This is a genomic window from Pseudomonas sp. NPDC077186, from assembly GCF_044543505.1.
Classification (GTDB): domain Bacteria; phylum Pseudomonadota; class Gammaproteobacteria; order Pseudomonadales; family Pseudomonadaceae; genus Aquipseudomonas.
Genome location: NZ_JBITWE010000010.1, coordinates 1 through 16,053 on the forward strand (window position 1 = coordinate 1; position 16,053 = coordinate 16,053).

Genomic DNA, 16,053 nt, shown 5'->3' on the forward strand with positions numbered 1-16,053 from the left:
TGCCGGGTAGCTATGTTCGGAAAAGATAACCGCTGAAAGCATCTAAGCGGGAAACTTGCCTCAAGATGAGATCTCACTGGAGCCTTGAGCTCCCTAAAGGGCCGTCGAAGACTACGACGTTGATAGGCAGGGTGTGTAAGCGCTGTGAGGCGTTGAGCTAACCTGTACTAATTGCCCGTGAGGCTTGACCATATAACACCCAAACAATCTGCGAAGGCATAGGCCGGAGACAGAGGGTGTCGATGGTGAAGTCGACAGAAAGCCGAAGATTTGCGAGAGCTACAGGCCCAAGGGCCAGCCAAACGACTGTCACATACCCAATATGGGGTCGCGTCTAAACCACGATACCCCAACCGAATTGCTTGACGACCATAGAGCGTTGGAACCACCTGATCCCATCCCGAACTCAGTAGTGAAACGACGCATCGCCGATGGTAGTGTGGTGCTTCACCATGTGAGAGTAGGTCATCGTCAAGCTCCTATACGAAACCCCAGATCGCATCAGCGGTCTGGGGTTTCTTCTTTGTGCCGGGAAAAACAGTGGCGAGGGCATCGCGGCGCCTGCCGGGGCATCGTCAAGCTTCTCTTCCATCAACGTATCCTCACAGGCATCAATAAAAAGGCCACCTTGAGGTGGCCTTTGGTGTTTATGGACAACCATCAATCGCCGCGGTACTCGCAGCCGCTGGTGCAGGTCTCGTGGATGCGCACGCGCGACAACTCCGGCAGCAGCGGTTTGACCTGTTGCCAGATCCACTTGGCCAGCACTTCGCTGGTGGGGTTTTCCAGGCCGGGGATGTCGTTCAGGTAGTTGTGGTCGAGTTGCTCGTAGATCGGTTTGAAGATCGCCTTGATCTCGGAGAAGTCACGAATCCAGCCGGTATAGGGGTCGACCTCGCCCTCGATATGCAGGGCGACGCGGAAGGAGTGGCCGTGCAGGCGGCCGCATTTGTGGCCTTCTGGCACATGGGGCAGGCGGTGGGCCGCCTCGAAGATGAACTCTTTGAACAATTCCACAGTACAGCGCTCGCGTGAGATGGCCTGCGATCAGGCCCTGAGCCGCGCAGTTTATCAGGTCTGTCCAGACGCCTGGGCGTTCAGCAGTCGGCGTATCTGCTGCACCAGGTAACGGTGGAAGCGCCGATCATGCCAGTAGGCCATATGGCTCAGTGGCGTATGGCGCTTGTACCAGGGGCCGACGGGCAGGGCGCGATCTTCATGCACCAGGGCGGCGTAGGCGGGGATGGCGCGCAGCGGGTAACCGAGCGGGTCGGCCGGTGCGTAGACATTCAACCAGCGCGCCTGCTGGCGTACCGCGTCGCTCAGGCAGTGGCCGGGAAAGCGGATCGGCTGTACCGGGTCGTAAGCGAAGGTGAACAACGGGATGTTGCAGCCGAAGGTGACGATGCCGGCCAGGGTTTCCAGGGCCAGAAAGGGGTCGTGCGGGCAGCTGGGGGTGGCGTTGAGCTTCTGCTGGTCCCAGGTGAAGTTGGAGAAGATGTGCCCGCCCAGGGAGTGGGTCAGCACCAGCAGCGGGGTCTGCGGATCGACCTGGGCGCGCAGGGCATTGAGGCCGCTGCGCAGGCACTGGTGCACTTCCTGATAGGTGGTGTCGTAGGCCTCGCTGACCTTGCGGTAGCCGGCAGCGTCGCCGAGAAACAGGGTGACGATACGGCGCAACCAGCGCCAGCGCACGGGTTCGCGCTCGATGCGGGCGAGGAAGGCGTGTTCGCGTTTATCCAGCACGCTGGCCCAGTACAGGGTCTGAAAGGCGACATGCCGGGCGTCGTCGCCCAACTGGCGGCGCAGGCCGCGGATCAAGCCCTGGGCGAACTGGTGTTGCCCCTCGTGGTCGCGGCTGTCGGGCTGGTTGCCGATGCCGTGGATGATTGCGACTGCCAGCTTCATACATCCTCCCTGATGTGCAGCAGCCTACCCAGTGGTGCTGGCCGCGTCCATCACAAGGGCAGCAGGCGTTCGCCCAGGCGACCTTTGTCGACCAGTTCGAGGAATTCGTCGCCGAGTCGCACGCTTTCCGCCATCGCCTGACGCCAGTAGCGTTCGCGGCCGGCATCGTCGCCCAGATAACGCTTGAAGTCGCTGCGGTCGGGCAGCTTGCCGTTGGGCAGGCGCGCCAGGTACTCGCGTGAGGGCGCGAGCAGCAGCACGTCCTGCAGGCGGGTGCGGTCGCCGCGGCGCCAGGGCATGCTCTTGTCGAACCAGCCAGGGATCACCCGGTCGGTGAAGTGCGGGTAGAGGACGATGTCCTCGCCGCTGTAGGGCAGGTCGAGGTGGTAGTCGAGCAGCCCGCCGTCGCGGTAGGCGCCGGGCGCAAGCCCGGGAATCTCGCGGATTGCCTCCATCACCATGGGGATCGAACCGGACGCCAGCAGGGCGTGGCGCAGGTTCTCCGCGCTGAGGGCGTGGAAGTGCGAGCGGAAGTCGTGCAGTGGCGCCAGCGGCGGCAATTGCCGGGCGTCGTGTAGGATCACCCGGTCGAAGTGGCGGGCCAGGCGCTGGCGGGCCAGCAGGTTGTTGCCTATCACCGAGGACAATCCCAGGCTCAGCTTGCCGCGGTGGTCGTGCTGCAGCAGGCCGTGGCTCTTCACCACCACGATATGCAGGCGATGGTGCGGGTTGGCGACGATGGCGGCGTCCTGACCGGCGAGCAGTTCGTGCAGCATCTGGCGGCAGCTGCCGGACACCTCGGCCATGCTCACGCCCTTGGCGAAGCGCTGTGCGGTGTACAACTCGCCGAGGCGCCGGATGCCGGCGGCGGCGTCCGGCAGGCAGGCGCTGGCGAAACGCCAGGAACCGATGGAGGCGCCGATCAGCGCGCGTTCGCGCGGCGCGCGCGGCAGCCAGTCGCCGAACAGCGCCAGATCCAGGCCCTGGATGCCGAGGCCCTTGGGCCCACCCGCGGCGCCGGGCAGGATGCCGACATCCGCCGGGCTCAGGCCCTGCTGGCGAATCCGCGCCAGGGCTCTGGGGCCTGCCCTGAGGGTCAGGGCAGGGGACTTGATATGGATCGCGCTCATCGCTGCCTCCGTCACGCAAGCTGGCGATTATAGGGCCATGGACGCGCAGGCCAAGTGACTTCAGCGGCTGAATGACGCCGGCAATTCAGCTTGAATTAAGTGCCTGGGCCTAGAGTGGCAGGCATCGAATCACTCGCCGGAGGATGCCCCATGAACCTGTTGACCCGCCTGCTGGCCATCACTGCACTTGCTAGTGCCAGCCTCATTGCCCATGCTCGCGACCTGGGCCCGGACGAAGCGCTGCGCTTGCGCGACGCCGGCACCATCAAATCCTTCGAGCTGCTCAACCAAGCCGCGTTGGCCCAGCACCCGGGTTCGCGCATCGAGGAAACCGAGCTGGAGGACGAATACGGTCGCTACATTTACCAGATCGAGCTGCGCGATCCGCAAGGCGTGCAGTGGGACCTGGAACTGGATGCCAGCACCGGCGAAATTCTCAAGAACCACCAGGACGATTGATGAGCTTGCGTAGCACCACGGCATTTTTGTTGCTCCTGGCCGCCAGCCTTGCCGCCGCCCCGGGCGTGGCCCGCGATCTCGATCAGGACGAGGCCCTGCGCCTGCGCCGCGAGGGCGTGATCATGCCCTTCGAGCAGCTGATGCAGCGCCTGGAACAGCAGTATCCGGGCGCCACCCTGCTCGAGGCGGAGCTGGAGGAGGAGGACGGCGTGCTGGTCTACGAGGTGGAAATCCTCACCACCCAGGGCGTGGTACGCGAGCTGGAGCTGGATGCCCGCGACGGCAACATTCTGAAGGACGAGGAAGACGACTGATGCGCCTGTTGCTGGTGGAAGATCATGTGCCCCTGGCCGACGAATTGACGGCCAGCCTGAGTCGCCAGGGCTATGCCGTGGATTGGCTGGCCGACGGCCGCGACGCCGCCTACCAGGGCGCCAGCGAGCCCTACGACCTGATCATTCTCGACCTCGGTCTGCCGGGCAAGCCGGGGCTGGAGGTATTGCAGGAGTGGCGCGCCGGCGGCCTGGCCACGCCGGTGCTGGTGCTGACCGCGCGCGGCTCCTGGGCCGAGCGCATCGAAGGCCTCAAGGCCGGCGCCGATGATTACCTGACTAAACCTTTTCATCCTGAGGAATTGGCCCTGCGTATCCAGGCGCTGCTGCGTCGCGCCCATGGCCTGGCCAACCAGCCGCAACTGGAGGCCGCCGGCCTGCAACTGGACGAGAGCCGCCAGTGCGTCACGGTCGGCGGCGAGGCCGTCGATCTGACCGCCGCCGAGTTCCGCCTGCTGCGTTATTTCATGCTGCATCCGGGGCAGATCCTGTCCAAGAGCCATCTGGCCGATCACCTGTACGACGGCGAGACCGAGCGCGACTCCAACGTCATCGAGGTGCACGTCAACCGCCTGCGCGGCAAGCTGGGGCGCAACGTGATCGAGACGCGCCGCGGCCAGGGCTACCGTTTCACCGGGGAACAGGCTTGAGGTCGATCCAGCGCCGGCTCAGCCTCGGCCTGGCCGGCGCCCTGCTGCTGGTGGGGCTGATGTTGGCGCAGGCCAGCCTCTGGGTGTTCGACCGCGGCCTGCGCGCCTACCTGGAGGAGGATCTGCGCGACGAGGCGCAGGGCCTGCTCGCCGCTCTGGTGCGCGGTCCGGCCGGCTTGCAACTGGACGAGCGGCGCCTCGATCCGTCGTTCCAGCGGCAGTTTTCCGGGCATTACTTTCGCATCGACTTTGCCGACCGCAGCTGGCGCTCGCGCTCGCTGTGGGACCGCGAACTGCTCAAGCCGCACGGCCCGGGCATGCAGGCGGAACTCGGCGATGGCCCGCAGGGCCAGCGCCTGCTGGTCTACCGCGCCGATTACCGACGTTATGGCGAAGACCTGTCGATCAGCGTGGGGCAGGACTACGAGCCGGTGCTGCAGAGCTTCCGGCGCATGCAGTGGCTGGGCCTGGGCATGGGCGGGGCGGCGCTGCTGCTGATCCTGGTTGCCCAGCGCTACACCGTGCGCCGCGCGCTGCGCCCGCTGGAACAGGTGCGCCGGCAGATTGCCCAACTGCAACAGGGCCAGCGCAGCGAACTGGACGCCGAGGTGCCGGAGGAGCTGGAGCCGCTGGTGGCGCAGATCAACCACCTGCTGGCGCATACCGAAGACACCCTGAAACGCTCGCGCAACGCCCTGGGCAACCTAGGTCATGCGCTGAAGACGCCGCTGGCGGTGCTGATCAGCCTGGCCGGACGCGACGAACTGGCGGCCTACCCGGCGTTGCGCGCCAGCCTGCGCGAGCAACTCACGCAGATCGAACAACGCCTGAGCCGCGAGCTCGGCCGCGCCCGCCTGGCCGGCGAGGCGCTGCCGGGGGCGCGTTTCGACTGCGCGCAGGAGCTGCCCGGGCTGTTCGCTACCCTGGCGATGATCCACGACCGCGGCCTCGACCTGGATTGGCAGGCGCCCGCCGGTCTGGTGCTACCGCGCGATCGCGAGGACCTGCTGGAGCTGCTCGGCAACCTGCTGGACAACGCCTGCAAATGGGCCGAGCGGCGGGTACGGCTGTCGATCGAAGAGGGCGCCGCGGGCTATCTGCTGTGCGTCGACGACGACGGCCCGGGCATCGACGCCGAACGCCGCGAGGCGGTGCTCGGCCGTGGCACCCGCCTGGACGAGCAGGTCGCCGGGCACGGCCTGGGCCTGGGCATAGTGCGCGACATAGTCGAGGCCTGGGATGGCCGCATCGAGCTGCAGGACAGCCCGCTGGGCGGGCTGCGGGTGGCGGTCAGTCTGCAGAAGCGCTAGGGCCGGGTGGATGACGCTTTTTTCATCCACCACAGACCCCGTGGGAGGCGCTTCAGCGGCGACAGTTCGCGGCTAAAGCCCCTCCCACAAGCGCTGCGGTCGGTGCTGCGGCGTATGACCATGGTGATGGGGTATGGCACAACGCGATCCAGCGTCTGCAAGGGCTGCGTCCAGCGCTGCTAACCCACGCAAGCGCACCTCTGCCCATCACATACCGTTGGCGAAGGCCGGGTTGTCGAAGCCGATGGCCTCGCGTACCGGTTGCAGGGCGCGGGCGTAACGCACCAGTACGTCGAGGGCGTAGTCGATGCGGGCGCGGATGCGCTCGTCGGCCTCATCGACCGGCTGCGGGCCGTTCAACAGCTTCTCCACCTGGCGCACGATCAGGTGCTCCGGCAGGTAGCACAGGCGGCAGTTCTTGTAGCTGGAGGCGCGCAGCTCGCTGATCGGGTAGGCGCCGCCGACGCCGGAGGACACGCCCACCAGCAGCCCCGGCTTGTGCGCCAGTTCGGCCTTGCTGGCGTAGATGAAGAAGTTCTTGATCGCCGGGCAGGCCATGCCGTTCCACTCCGGGGCGAGGATCACCACCGCGTCGGCGGCGGCCAGTTGCTGCCGGTACAGATCCCAGGGACCGGTATCCTCGGCCGGCCACAACGGCAGCGGGGCCAGGCCCAGGTCGATGACGTTGCTGCGCTCCGGCGTGGTCTGCTCCAGTTCGATCAGGCGCTGGCGCAGAAAGCGCGCGACCTTGCCCGACTGGCTGTTGTTGCGGCTGGAGCCGGCGACTAAGGCGATATTGAGCATGCTGTTTCTCCCTTGGTAAGCATGGATGAGGCGATGCACCGCGCGCGGCGCGAATAGATCCGCCGCTGCAGGTGCGCACGATTGGCGGCGGCATGGCGCAAAAGAACGCGCAGGCTAGGCCATTGCCCGCCTGCGCGGCAAGGGAGCGGCCGCCAGAATGACGGCCGTTTCGCGTCACACGCGGAACTGGTCCATCAGGCCCTGCTGGTGGTTGGCCAGGCGATTGAGGTTCTGGCTGACCTGCGCCGATTCCGCGGCCTGGCTGCTGATGGCCTCGGTGACGTCGCGGATCGAGGCGACGTTGCGGTTGATTTCCTCGGCCACCGAACTCTGCTCCTCGGCGGCGCTGGCGATCTGCAGGTTCATGTCGGTGATCAGGCCGACCGCCTGGCCGATGCGCTGCAGCGCCGCCACCGCCTGCTGCACCTGCTCGACACTGCCCTGGGCCTGGCGATGGCTGCTGTGCATGCTGCTGACCACTTCGCGGGTGCCGTTTTGCAGGCCCTCGATCACCTGGCGAATTTCCTCCACCGAGTCCTGGGTGCGCTTGGCCAGGTTGCGCACTTCGTCGGCGACCACGGCGAAACCGCGCCCGGCTTCGCCGGCGCGAGCGGCCTCGATGGCGGCGTTGAGCGCCAGCAGGTTGGTCTGCTCGGCGATGGAACGGATCACCTCGAGCACCGAGCCGATCTGCTCGCTGCTGCTGGCCAGGCCTTCGACCTCCTGCATGGCCAGGTTCATCTCGTTGGCCAGCAGCTCGATGGTGCTGGTGGTCTTGTCGATCACCTGCAGGCCCTCGCGGCTGGCCTGGTCGGCGTTGCGCGCGGCCTCGGCAGCTTGCGCTGCGTTGTGCGCGACGTCCTGGGCGGTGGCGCTCATTTCCTGGAAGGCGGTGGCCACCTGATCCACCTCGCGGTATTGCTGCTGCATGCCGGCACTGGTCTGGCTGGCGATGGCGGCGGACTGGTCGGCGGTGCTGCGGGCGTCGAGTACGCTGCTTTTGACGTCGGCGATGATCGGCTGCAGCTTGTCGAGGAAGCGGTTGAACCAGCCGGCCAGCTCGCCCAGTTCGTCCTGCTTGGCATATTGCAGGCGGCGGGTGAGGTCGCCTTCGCCGCTGGCGATGTCCTTGAGCATGGCGGCCACGCCGAGGATCGGCCGGGTCACGCCGCGGGCGGTCAGCCACATCAGCAGCAGGCCGGCGAGCACCGCCAGCAGGCCGAGCAGCAGCGCCGCCAGGCTGTCGCCGGCGCGGCGTTGGTCGAGCTGCTCACCGAGCTCGATGGCACGCTCCAGCAGCACCTGCTCCGGCACCTCCACCAGCACGCTCCAGGGTTGCGCCTCGGGGATCGGCTGGAACGGGCTGAGCACCCGCAACATCTCGCCGTGGTCCAGCTCCGCGGCGCGGCCGGCCTGGATCAGTCCGCGCAGCTCGCCGGCATGCTCGGCGTAGGCCTTGTCCACCGCCTGGCTGAGCAGCGCGCCGTCGCGGCTGTGGCCGGCGAGCAGGGCCGCGGGGCTGAAGATGCTGATATGGCCCTGGCCGTCGTAGAGCTCGCGATTGGCCTCCTGGCTGATCTGCTGCAGGCTGGCCAGGCTGATGTCGACGCCCATCACGCCGATCACCTTGCCGTCCAGCTCCAGCGGGAAGGCGATGCTGGTCATCAGCGTCTGCTGGCCGCCGACCTCGTCGTAATAGGGCTCCAGCACGCAGGCCTGGCGAGTGTCGCGCGGGCAGGTGTACCAGGCGTTGTAGGGCACGCCGTTGGCGCCGGGCGTGGTGTCGCCGAGCAGCTCCTCGGTCATCGACTCGGACTCGAGCGCGCCTGGGGTGGGCTGCGCCCAGTACAGCGAGAAGCGCCCGGCGTCGTTGCTGCCCAGTTCGGCCTGGTCGGCGAACAGTTCGTCCTTGCCGTCCAGCGCGTTGGGCTCGAACACCAGGTACAGGCCGAGCAGCGCGGGGTTGGCCTCCAGGCTGGTGCGCACCTGGCGGGTCAGGTCCTCGCGCAGGTCGAAGGCATCGAGAAAGCGCTGTTCCGCCTGCTCACGGAGGAACAGGATCTGTCGCGAGAAGCCCTTGCCGTACTGATAGGCGTCCATGAAGTAGCGCTGGATGCGGATCGCCTGCAGTTCGCCGCGCGCCTGCAGGCGCAGCTTGGCGCTTTCCTCCAGCATGCCGTACGAGGCCTCGCGCACCAGGCCGGCGCTGCGGCTGGACTGGTACTGCGAGGCGCCCACCAGCAGGGTGACGATGGCGAGCAGGCAGAGGCCGGCGAGCAGGGTGATCTTCCACTGGATCGAAAGACGGCTGAACAGCATGGTGCGTTCCTTTCTTCGATGGACTAAAGCTGGTTATCGGTACGCCGGCGGCTTTCTTGATCGGCGCGCGTGCGGGATCGGGATTATGCACGTTTTGCTCGAAATTCTGAACGTTTGCATTTTTGACAGCCTTGGCCGCATGCGGCAGAGTACGCGGCTTTTTTCGGCCCGGCGCCCGCGCCGGCATTTCTGTAGGTGGAGCGGTTTATGAACGCAGTAATAGCGGCGGTCGGCATCATGCTGATCCTCAGCCTGTGCCGGGTGCACGTGGTGGTGGCGCTGATCGTCGGCGCGCTGGCCGGCGGCCTGCTCGGCGGCCTGGGCGTGGAGGGCACGCTGAGCGCCTTCAACCAGGGCCTCGGCGGCGGCGCCACGGTGGCGCTGTCCTATGCGCTGCTCGGCGCCTTCGCCGTGGCCATCGCCAAGTCCGGCCTGGCCCATGCCCTGGCGGACAAGGCGTTGGCGTTGGTCGGCCAGCAGGACGCGGCCGGCGGCGGCCTGCTCAAGTGGCTGCTGATCGCCCTGCTGCTGGCGGTGGCGATTTCCTCGCAGAACATCCTGCCGATCCATATCGCCTTCATCCCGCTGCTGGTGCCGCCGCTGCTCTACGTGCTGAGCAAGCTGCAGCTGGATCGCCGGCTGATCGCCTGCGTGCTGACCTTCGGCCTGATCACCCCCTACATGTTCCTGCCGGTGGGCTTCGGCGGCATCTTCCTCAACGACATCCTGCTGGCCAACGTGGCCAAGTCCGGGGTGGACGTCAGCGGCGTGAACATCACCCAGGCCATGGCCATTCCGGCGCTGGGCATGCTCTTCGGCCTGCTCGTGGCGGTGCTGTTCAGCTACCGCGGCAAGCGCGTCTACGACCTGGCGAAGATCGAGCAGGCCGAGCGCGTCGACGTGCAGTACAACCCGCTGAGCCTGCTGGTGGCCGGCGTGGCCATCGCCGCGGCGTTCGTCGTGCAGCTGTGGCTGGACTCGATGATCATCGGCGCCCTGGCCGGCTTCGTGATCTTCTCGGTGTCCGGCGTGGTGCGCTGGAAGGAGGCCGACGGGCTGTTCACCGAGGGCATGAAGATGATGGCGATGATCGGCTTCATCATGATCGCCGCCGCCGGTTTCGCCGAGGTGATGAAGGCCACCGGCGAGGTCAAGACCCTGGTCGATGGCGCCGCCGCGCTGATCGGCCACGACAAGGCGATCGGCGCGCTGCTGATGCTGCTGGTCGGCCTGCTGGTGACCATGGGCATCGGCTCGTCCTTCTCCACCATCCCGATCATCGCGGCGATCTTCGTGCCGCTGGGCGTGCAGCTGGGCTTCAGCCCGCTGGCCATCGTCTGCATCGTCGGCACCGCCGGCGCTCTCGGCGATGCCGGCTCGCCGGCCTCCGACTCGACCCTCGGGCCGACCGCCGGGCTCAACGTCGACGGCCAGCACAACCATATCTGGGACAGCGTGGTACCCACCTTCCTGCATTACAACCTGCCGCTGCTGGCGTTCGGTTGGGCCGCCGCCATGCTGCTGTGACGGTTTGAGTGCGCGCCGGCTTAAGTGTTCGGCGTCACGGGTCGCTTAACTCCTGCACGGGGCTGCCGATACATCGGTAGCCCCGTTTTCGTTCAGCCCGGCCCTCGAGGACAATAACAATGCGCCTGACATTGAAAACCAAGGTGATACTGCTGGCCCTGATTCCGGTGATCCTGTTCGCCCTGGTGCTCAGCGGCACCGCTGCCCGGGTGCTGCAAAACCTGGCAGCGGACGAGGTAGCCGAGACCCGCGAGCGCCTGCTGCAGGAAAAGCGCAGCGAACTGCAGCATTACATCCAGATCGCCCAGGGGGCGGTGCAGCACCTCTACGACGGCGCCAGCCAGGGCGATATGGCCAGCCGCGAGCAGGCCATCGCCATCCTCTCGAAGATCAAGTTCGGCGCCGACGGCTACTTCTTCGGCCACGACTCCAACGTGGTGCGCCTGTTCCGCGGCGACAGCCCGGTGGACGTCGGCAAGAGCCTGGCCGACCGGCGCGATCCCAACGGCGTGTATATCAACCGCGAACTGGTCAACGTGGCGAAGAACAACAGCTACTTCGTCAACTACTCCTCGCCGCTGCCGGGCAACGAGACGGTGCTGGTGCCCAAGCTGGCCTACAGCTATTACCTGCCGAAGTGGGACATGGCCCTGGGCACCGCGCTCAATCTCGACGGCGTCGAGACGCAGATTGCCGAGGTCGAGGTGGAGATAGAGCGGCGCATCGGCACCATCATCACCAGCATCCTGGTGGTGGCGGCGGTGCTGCTGGTGTTCGGCGTGGTCGGGGTGTGGCTGGGTAACGCCTTCCTGCGCCCGCTGCAGCAGATCAAGGCCAACCTCGACGACATCGCCGCGGGCGAGGGCGACCTGACCCGCCGCCTGCCGATCACCAGCGAGGACGAGCTGGGCCAGCTGGCGGGCTCGTTCAACCGCTTCGTCGAGAAAGTCCACGGCCTGGTGCGGCAGATCGTCGAGATGACCGGCCAGCTCACCGAACTGGTCGGCCAGGTCTCGGCCCAGGCGCAGCGTTCCGAACAGGCCATGGAACAGCAGCGTCACGAGACCGATCAGGTGGCCACGGCGATCAACGAAATGTCGGCGGCCGCCCACGAGGTAGCCAAGAGTGCGCAGAACGCCGCCGAGGCGGCGCAGCAGACCGACCACGAGGGCCAGGCGGCGAAGCGCGTGGTGGACGGCAGCATCCAGCGCATCCACGCCCTGGTCGAGGACATCCGCAGCAGCGGCGTGTCGCTCGACAGCCTGCAGCAGGACGTGCAGTCCATCGTCAGCGTGCTCGACGTGATCCGCTCCATCGCCGAGCAGACCAACCTGCTGGCGCTCAACGCGGCCATCGAGGCGGCCCGTGCCGGCGAGGCCGGGCGCGGTTTCGCCGTGGTCGCCGACGAGGTGCGCGCGCTGGCCAGTCGCACCCAGCAGAGCACCCAGGAAATCCAGGGCATGATCGACCGCCTGCAGCAGGGCACCCAGGATTCGGTGACCGCCATGCGCCGCTCCAGCGACGCCGGCGAAGTCACCAGCGAGCAGGCCAACAAGGCCGGCGCCTCGCTGGATGCCATCGCCCAGTTGATCGCCACCATCAACGCGATGAACGCGCAGATCGCCAGCGCCGCCGAGGAGCAGACCGCGGTGGCCGAGGAGATCAACCGCAGCGTGCACCAGATCGCCGTGGCGGTGGACAGCGTCGCCGACGAGACCCAGCAGGGCGCGCAGACCGCTCGCAGCCTGGCCGGCCTCGGCGAGCGTCTGGGCGCACTGGTGCGGCAGTTCCGGATCTGAGGCGCCCCGCGCATCGAGCGATGCGCGGGCCGGGTTCAGCTGCGGCTGGGGTTCAGACGATCACGCCCTGGCTGCGCAGGTAATCGTCGTAGGTGCCGCTGAAGTCGGTCACGCCGTTGTCGCTCAGTTCGATGATGCGGGTGGCCAGGGAGCCGACGAACTCGCGGTCGTGGCTGACGAAGATCAGCGTGCCCGGGTAGTTCTCCAGCGCGAGGTTGAGCGCCTCGATGGATTCCATGTCGAGGTGGTTGGTCGGCTCGTCCATTACCAGCACGTTGGGCTTTTGCAGGATCAGCTTGCCGAACAGCATGCGGCCCTGCTCGCCGCCGGAGATGACCTTGACCGATTTGAGGATCTCGTCGTTGGAGAACAGCATGCGCCCCAGGGTGCCGCGGATGGTCTGCTCGCCGGTGGTCCACTGGCCCATCCAGTCGAACAGGCTGACGTCGTCCTCGAAGTCGTGGGCGTGATCCTGGGCGTAGTAGCCGACGTCGGCGCTCTCGGTCCACTTCACCGCGCCGGCATCCGGCGCCATCTCGCCGACCAGGGTGCGCAGCAGGGTGGTCTTGCCGATGCCGTTGGGGCCGATGATGGCCACGCGCTCGCCGGCTTCGACGGTGAAGCTGAAGTTCTTGAACAGCACCTTGTCGTCGAAGGCCTTGGACAGCTTCTCGACGGTCACCGCCTGGCGGTGCAGCTTCTTGGTCTGATCGAAACGGATGAACGGGCTGACCCGGCTGGACGGCTTGACCTCGGCCAGCTGGATCTTGTCGATCTGCTTGGCGCGGCTGGTGGCCTGCTTGGCCTTGGAAGCGTTGGCCGAGAAGCGGCTGACGAAGGTCTGCAGTTCGGCGATCTGTGCCTTCTTCTTGGCGTTGTCGGCCAACAGCTGCTCGCGCGACTGGGTCGCGGCGGTCATGTACTCGTCGTAGTTGCCGGGGAACAGGCGCAGTTCGCCGTAATCCAGGTCGGCCATATGGGTGCAGACCGAGTTGAGGAAGTGACGGTCGTGGGAAATGATGATCATGGTGCTGTTACGCGCCGTGAGGATGTTTTCCAGCCAGCGGATGGTGTTGATATCCAGGTGGTTGGTCGGCTCGTCGAGCAGCAGCACGTCCGGATCGGAGAACAGCGCCTGGGCCAGCAGCACGCGCAGTTTCCAGCCCGGCGCCACTTCGCTCATCGGGCCGAAGTGCTGCTCCAGCGGAATGCCCAGGCCCAGCAGCAGTTCGCCGGCGCGGGATTCGGCGGTGTAGCCGTCCATCTCGGCGAACTCGCCCTCCAACTCGCCGACCTTCATGCCGTCTTCTTCGCTCATTTCCGCCAGCGAGTAGATACGGTCGCGCTCGGCCTTGACCTTCCACAGCTCCTCGTGGCCCATGATCACCGTGTCGATCACGTTGAATTCTTCGTAGGCGAACTGGTCCTGGCGCAGCTTGCCCAGGCGCACGTTGGGTTCGAGCATCACCTGGCCGGCGGACGGCTCCAGATCGCCGCCGAGGATCTTCATGAAGGTCGACTTGCCGCAGCCGTTGGCGCCGATCAGGCCGTAGCGGTTGCCGTTGCCGAACTTGACGGAAACGTTCTCGAACAGCGGCTTGGCGCCGAACTGCATGGTGATATTAGCGGTGGAGATCAATTGCTTGTCCTGCGGGGGCTGCGGTGGTTAATCGCCTTTCCCGGTTCCTGCACCCCGTGCCTGCGACGTCGATTGTGGCAGGCAGCTGGGCGAACTCGTTCCTGTCGAAGGCCGAGTTCAGCCGCTGGGTATGGGTCGAGGGCAACATCCACACGCGCTGCCCCGGGCCGGCTTGCGCTGAAGCCATGGGGGCCGGCCTGTCGTCAGGCATGTGTTGGCGTGGTCTGTCGGGCGTCGTATCGCCGGCGCTTGGGGATGCCCTGGGCAGCCAGCGCGGCGTGAAAGCGCGCAATGGTACCACTTGGCGGCATGATCCACAGCCCGCGCTTGCGCCACGGGAAGACGAAAGGGCGTTCGCGTCTGGTCGGCATCCAGTGCCGAATCATGTACCCGCTGCCTATTGTGAGTTCTGTGACGTCGTCCCACCCGCTGTGGGGGGGGATAGGGTGCGCTCGCCAGCCTAGGATTAGGTTTGGCTGGCTGCCCGGCACGCAGATCAGCCACGGCGCTTGGGGGCACGGCCATCTCGAGTTCGAGGCCGAGCCGCCTATGTCGCCGATGCCTATGGCGGCTATGCGATGGGGTGGCGCCCAGTGGCAGCCGTTCTTACCACTTGCCGAGCGCACACCCACACTGGAGAACGCATATGAGAGTCGCGCCAACGGCCTTGCTGGCCGCCATCGGTCTGGGGCTGGCAGCCCCTGCATCGGCTGCCGATACGCAGCAACTGGCACAGATCGCCAAGGAGGCCTACGTCTACGGTTACTCGCTGATCACCACGGAAGTCACCCGCGTGCAGATGACCAACGTGACCGAGGTGGACAACGAGCATGCGCCCATGGGGCAGTTCATCAATGTCAGGCGCTACCCGCCGGCCGAGTACCGCGGCGTGTCGGCGCCCAACGCCGATACGCTCTACTCGGTCGCCTGGGCGGACCTGAGTGAGCCGCAGGTGTTCAGCCAGCCCGACATGGGCAAGCGCTACTACCTGATGCCGATGTACAGCCTGTGGATGGGCATCTTCCATTCGCCCGGCGCCCGCACCGACAGCGGCGCCGCGACCCACTATCTGCTCACCGGTCCCGGCTGGAAGGGCGAGGTGCCCGAGGGCATGCTGCACATCGAGTCGCCCAGCCGCAAGATGCTGATCCTCGGGCGCACCTACGCCGATGGCAGCGAGCAGGACTACCAGGCGGTCAACGCCCTGCAGGCGCAGCTCAAGCTCACCCCGCTGTCGGCCTGGGGTAAGCCCTATGAGCCCAAGACGCCGGTGGTCGACCCGAACCCGGGCTTCAGCATGACCGCCAAGCCGCAGGAGGTGATCCTCGGCATGAGCACCGAGACCTACTTCAACAAGCTCGCCGCGCTGATGTGCGAGGAGGCGCCACCGGCCGCCGAGGACGGCCCTATCCTGGCGCGCATGGCCAAGCTGGGCATCGAGCCCTGCAAGCGCTTCGCGATGGACAAGCTGGACCCGGCACTGCAGAAGGCCCTGGCGAACCTGCCGGCGGAAGCGCTGAAGGAGATCGGCGCCAATCAACACTCCCTGGGCAGCAAGGTCGACGGCTGGACCTACACCAAGGGGCTCGGCGTCTACGGCACGCACTACATGAAGCGCGCGGTGGTCGCCGCCTTCGGCTGGCCGGCGAACGTCGAGCAGGACGCCGTCTACCCCTACACCACGGTCGACAGCGAGGGCCAGACGCTCAACGGTGCCAACCGCTACAGCCTGACCTTCGCCAAGGGGCAGACGCCGCCGGTCAACGGCTTCTGGTCGATCACCATGTACCAGGTCGACAAGGGCTGGTGGTTCGTGCCCAACGCGCTGAACAAGTTCACCGTCAGCCCGCGCGACGATTTGCAGTACAACGCCGACGGCTCGCTGACCCTGTACTTCCAGCACGAGTCGCCCGGCAAGGACAAGGAGGCCAACTGGCTACCGGCGCCTAAGGGGGACTTCCTGCCGATGCTGCGCATGTACTGGCCGAAAGCAGGGACGCCTTCGATTCTTGACGGAAGTTGGAGCCCTCCGCAGGTCATGCGAGTCGACTGATGATCTGCCGTGAGCGGTCGATATTTGCCGCACGAGGCGTGCGCATGCCTTGAGGTCAGTTGCTTCGGCGATGCGGAATCCATTCAGCCTGCAAATCATTTAAAGATGCGAGTTTGAGCTGGG

Annotated in this window: 13 protein-coding genes, 2 rRNA genes and 2 pseudogenes; 10 read left to right on the forward strand and 7 right to left on the reverse strand. The window is 66.3% G+C overall.

From position 1 onward, the window contains the following. Positions 1 to 192, forward strand: a 23S ribosomal RNA gene (locus ACIGKL_RS23890); the annotation flags it as partial. A 169-nt stretch (positions 193 to 361) separates the two neighbouring features. Further along, a 5S ribosomal RNA gene (gene rrf, locus ACIGKL_RS23895) occupies positions 362 to 477 on the forward strand. 183 nt (positions 478 to 660) lie between these two features. Here rrf and queD read toward each other — a convergent pair. From queD to ACIGKL_RS23910, 3 genes are read right to left on the reverse strand one after another with little or no spacing between them, the layout of a single operon-like run. Beyond that, entirely contained in the window at positions 661 to 1,017 is a 357-nt protein-coding gene (queD, locus tag ACIGKL_RS23900) for a 6-carboxytetrahydropterin synthase QueD (RefSeq protein ID WP_021444059.1), read from the reverse strand. 54 nt (positions 1,018 to 1,071) lie between these two features. After that, positions 1,072 to 1,908 (reverse strand): hypothetical protein, encoded by an 837-nt coding sequence (locus ACIGKL_RS23905; protein ID WP_397488842.1) that lies wholly within the window; start codon positions 1,906 to 1,908, stop codon positions 1,072 to 1,074. 50 nt (positions 1,909 to 1,958) lie between these two features. Beyond that, complete coding sequence (locus tag ACIGKL_RS23910) at positions 1,959 to 3,038, reverse strand: patatin-like phospholipase family protein (protein WP_397488843.1); 1,080 nt, start codon at positions 3,036 to 3,038, stop codon at positions 1,959 to 1,961. Between the two features lie 150 nt (positions 3,039 to 3,188). On the opposite strand from ACIGKL_RS23910, the gene ACIGKL_RS23915 reads away from it, so the two are divergent. The 4 genes from ACIGKL_RS23915 to ACIGKL_RS23930 are packed head-to-tail and all read left to right on the forward strand — an operon-like array spanning position 3,189 to position 5,789. Next, positions 3,189 to 3,497 carry a PepSY domain-containing protein gene (locus ACIGKL_RS23915; protein ID WP_397488844.1) on the forward strand — a complete coding sequence of 103 codons (309 nt, stop codon included), beginning with the start codon at positions 3,189 to 3,191 and terminating at the stop codon, positions 3,495 to 3,497. Further along, the gene (locus ACIGKL_RS23920; protein ID WP_122110239.1) at positions 3,497 to 3,811 is read left to right on the forward strand and encodes a PepSY domain-containing protein; all 315 of its coding nucleotides are present in this window, start codon (positions 3,497 to 3,499) and stop codon (positions 3,809 to 3,811) included. Before ACIGKL_RS23915 ends, ACIGKL_RS23920 begins: the two co-directional genes overlap by 1 nt. Then, positions 3,811 to 4,479 carry a response regulator transcription factor gene (locus ACIGKL_RS23925; RefSeq protein ID WP_397488845.1) on the forward strand — a complete coding sequence of 223 codons (669 nt, stop codon included), beginning with the start codon at positions 3,811 to 3,813 and terminating at the stop codon, positions 4,477 to 4,479. The genes ACIGKL_RS23920 and ACIGKL_RS23925 overlap by 1 nt, the downstream gene beginning before the upstream one ends. Next, positions 4,476 to 5,789 (forward strand): sensor histidine kinase, encoded by a 1,314-nt coding sequence (locus ACIGKL_RS23930; RefSeq protein ID WP_397488846.1) that lies wholly within the window; start codon positions 4,476 to 4,478, stop codon positions 5,787 to 5,789. The genes ACIGKL_RS23925 and ACIGKL_RS23930 overlap by 4 nt, the downstream gene beginning before the upstream one ends. Positions 5,790 to 5,996: 207 nt before the next feature. Here ACIGKL_RS23930 and ACIGKL_RS23935 read toward each other — a convergent pair whose 3' ends face one another. From ACIGKL_RS23935 to ACIGKL_RS23945, 3 genes and pseudogenes are all read right to left on the reverse strand, one after another. After that, positions 5,997 to 6,593, reverse strand: coding sequence for an NADPH-dependent FMN reductase (locus ACIGKL_RS23935; RefSeq protein ID WP_397488847.1), 597 nt, complete (start codon positions 6,591 to 6,593; stop codon positions 5,997 to 5,999). A gap of 174 nt (positions 6,594 to 6,767) precedes the next feature. Next, on the reverse strand, positions 6,768 to 7,523 hold the full coding sequence (locus ACIGKL_RS23940) for a methyl-accepting chemotaxis protein (protein ID WP_397488883.1): 756 nt from the start codon (positions 7,521 to 7,523) through the stop codon (positions 6,768 to 6,770). 150 nt (positions 7,524 to 7,673) lie between these two features. Beyond that, positions 7,674 to 8,912: pseudogene (locus ACIGKL_RS23945) on the reverse strand (cache domain-containing protein); the annotation flags it as partial. 207 nt (positions 8,913 to 9,119) lie between these two features. On the opposite strand from ACIGKL_RS23945, the gene ACIGKL_RS23950 reads away from it, so the two are divergent. The 3 genes and pseudogenes from ACIGKL_RS23950 to ACIGKL_RS23960 all read left to right on the forward strand — a co-directional run bounded on the left by ACIGKL_RS23950 (position 9,120) and on the right by ACIGKL_RS23960 (position 12,238). Next, positions 9,120 to 10,439, forward strand: coding sequence for a Na+/H+ antiporter family protein (locus tag ACIGKL_RS23950; protein WP_397488848.1), 1,320 nt, complete (start codon positions 9,120 to 9,122; stop codon positions 10,437 to 10,439). 119 nt (positions 10,440 to 10,558) lie between these two features. Further along, positions 10,559 to 11,080: pseudogene (locus tag ACIGKL_RS23955) on the forward strand (cache domain-containing protein); the annotation flags it as partial. A gap of 63 nt (positions 11,081 to 11,143) precedes the next feature. Continuing rightward, a complete protein-coding gene (locus tag ACIGKL_RS23960; RefSeq protein WP_397488884.1) occupies positions 11,144 to 12,238 on the forward strand; it encodes a methyl-accepting chemotaxis protein in 1,095 nt (364 codons plus the stop codon). A gap of 52 nt (positions 12,239 to 12,290) precedes the next feature. Here the strand turns inward: ACIGKL_RS23960 and ACIGKL_RS23965 are convergent, their stop codons facing one another. Beyond that, positions 12,291 to 13,877, reverse strand: coding sequence for an ABC-F family ATPase (locus ACIGKL_RS23965; RefSeq protein WP_397488849.1), 1,587 nt, complete (start codon positions 13,875 to 13,877; stop codon positions 12,291 to 12,293). Positions 13,878 to 14,523: 646 nt separating this feature from the next. Here ACIGKL_RS23965 and ACIGKL_RS23970 point away from each other — a divergent pair. Then, a complete protein-coding gene (locus ACIGKL_RS23970) occupies positions 14,524 to 15,930 on the forward strand; it encodes a DUF1254 domain-containing protein (protein ID WP_397488850.1) in 1,407 nt (468 codons plus the stop codon). Positions 15,931 to 16,053: the final 123 nt, after the last annotated feature.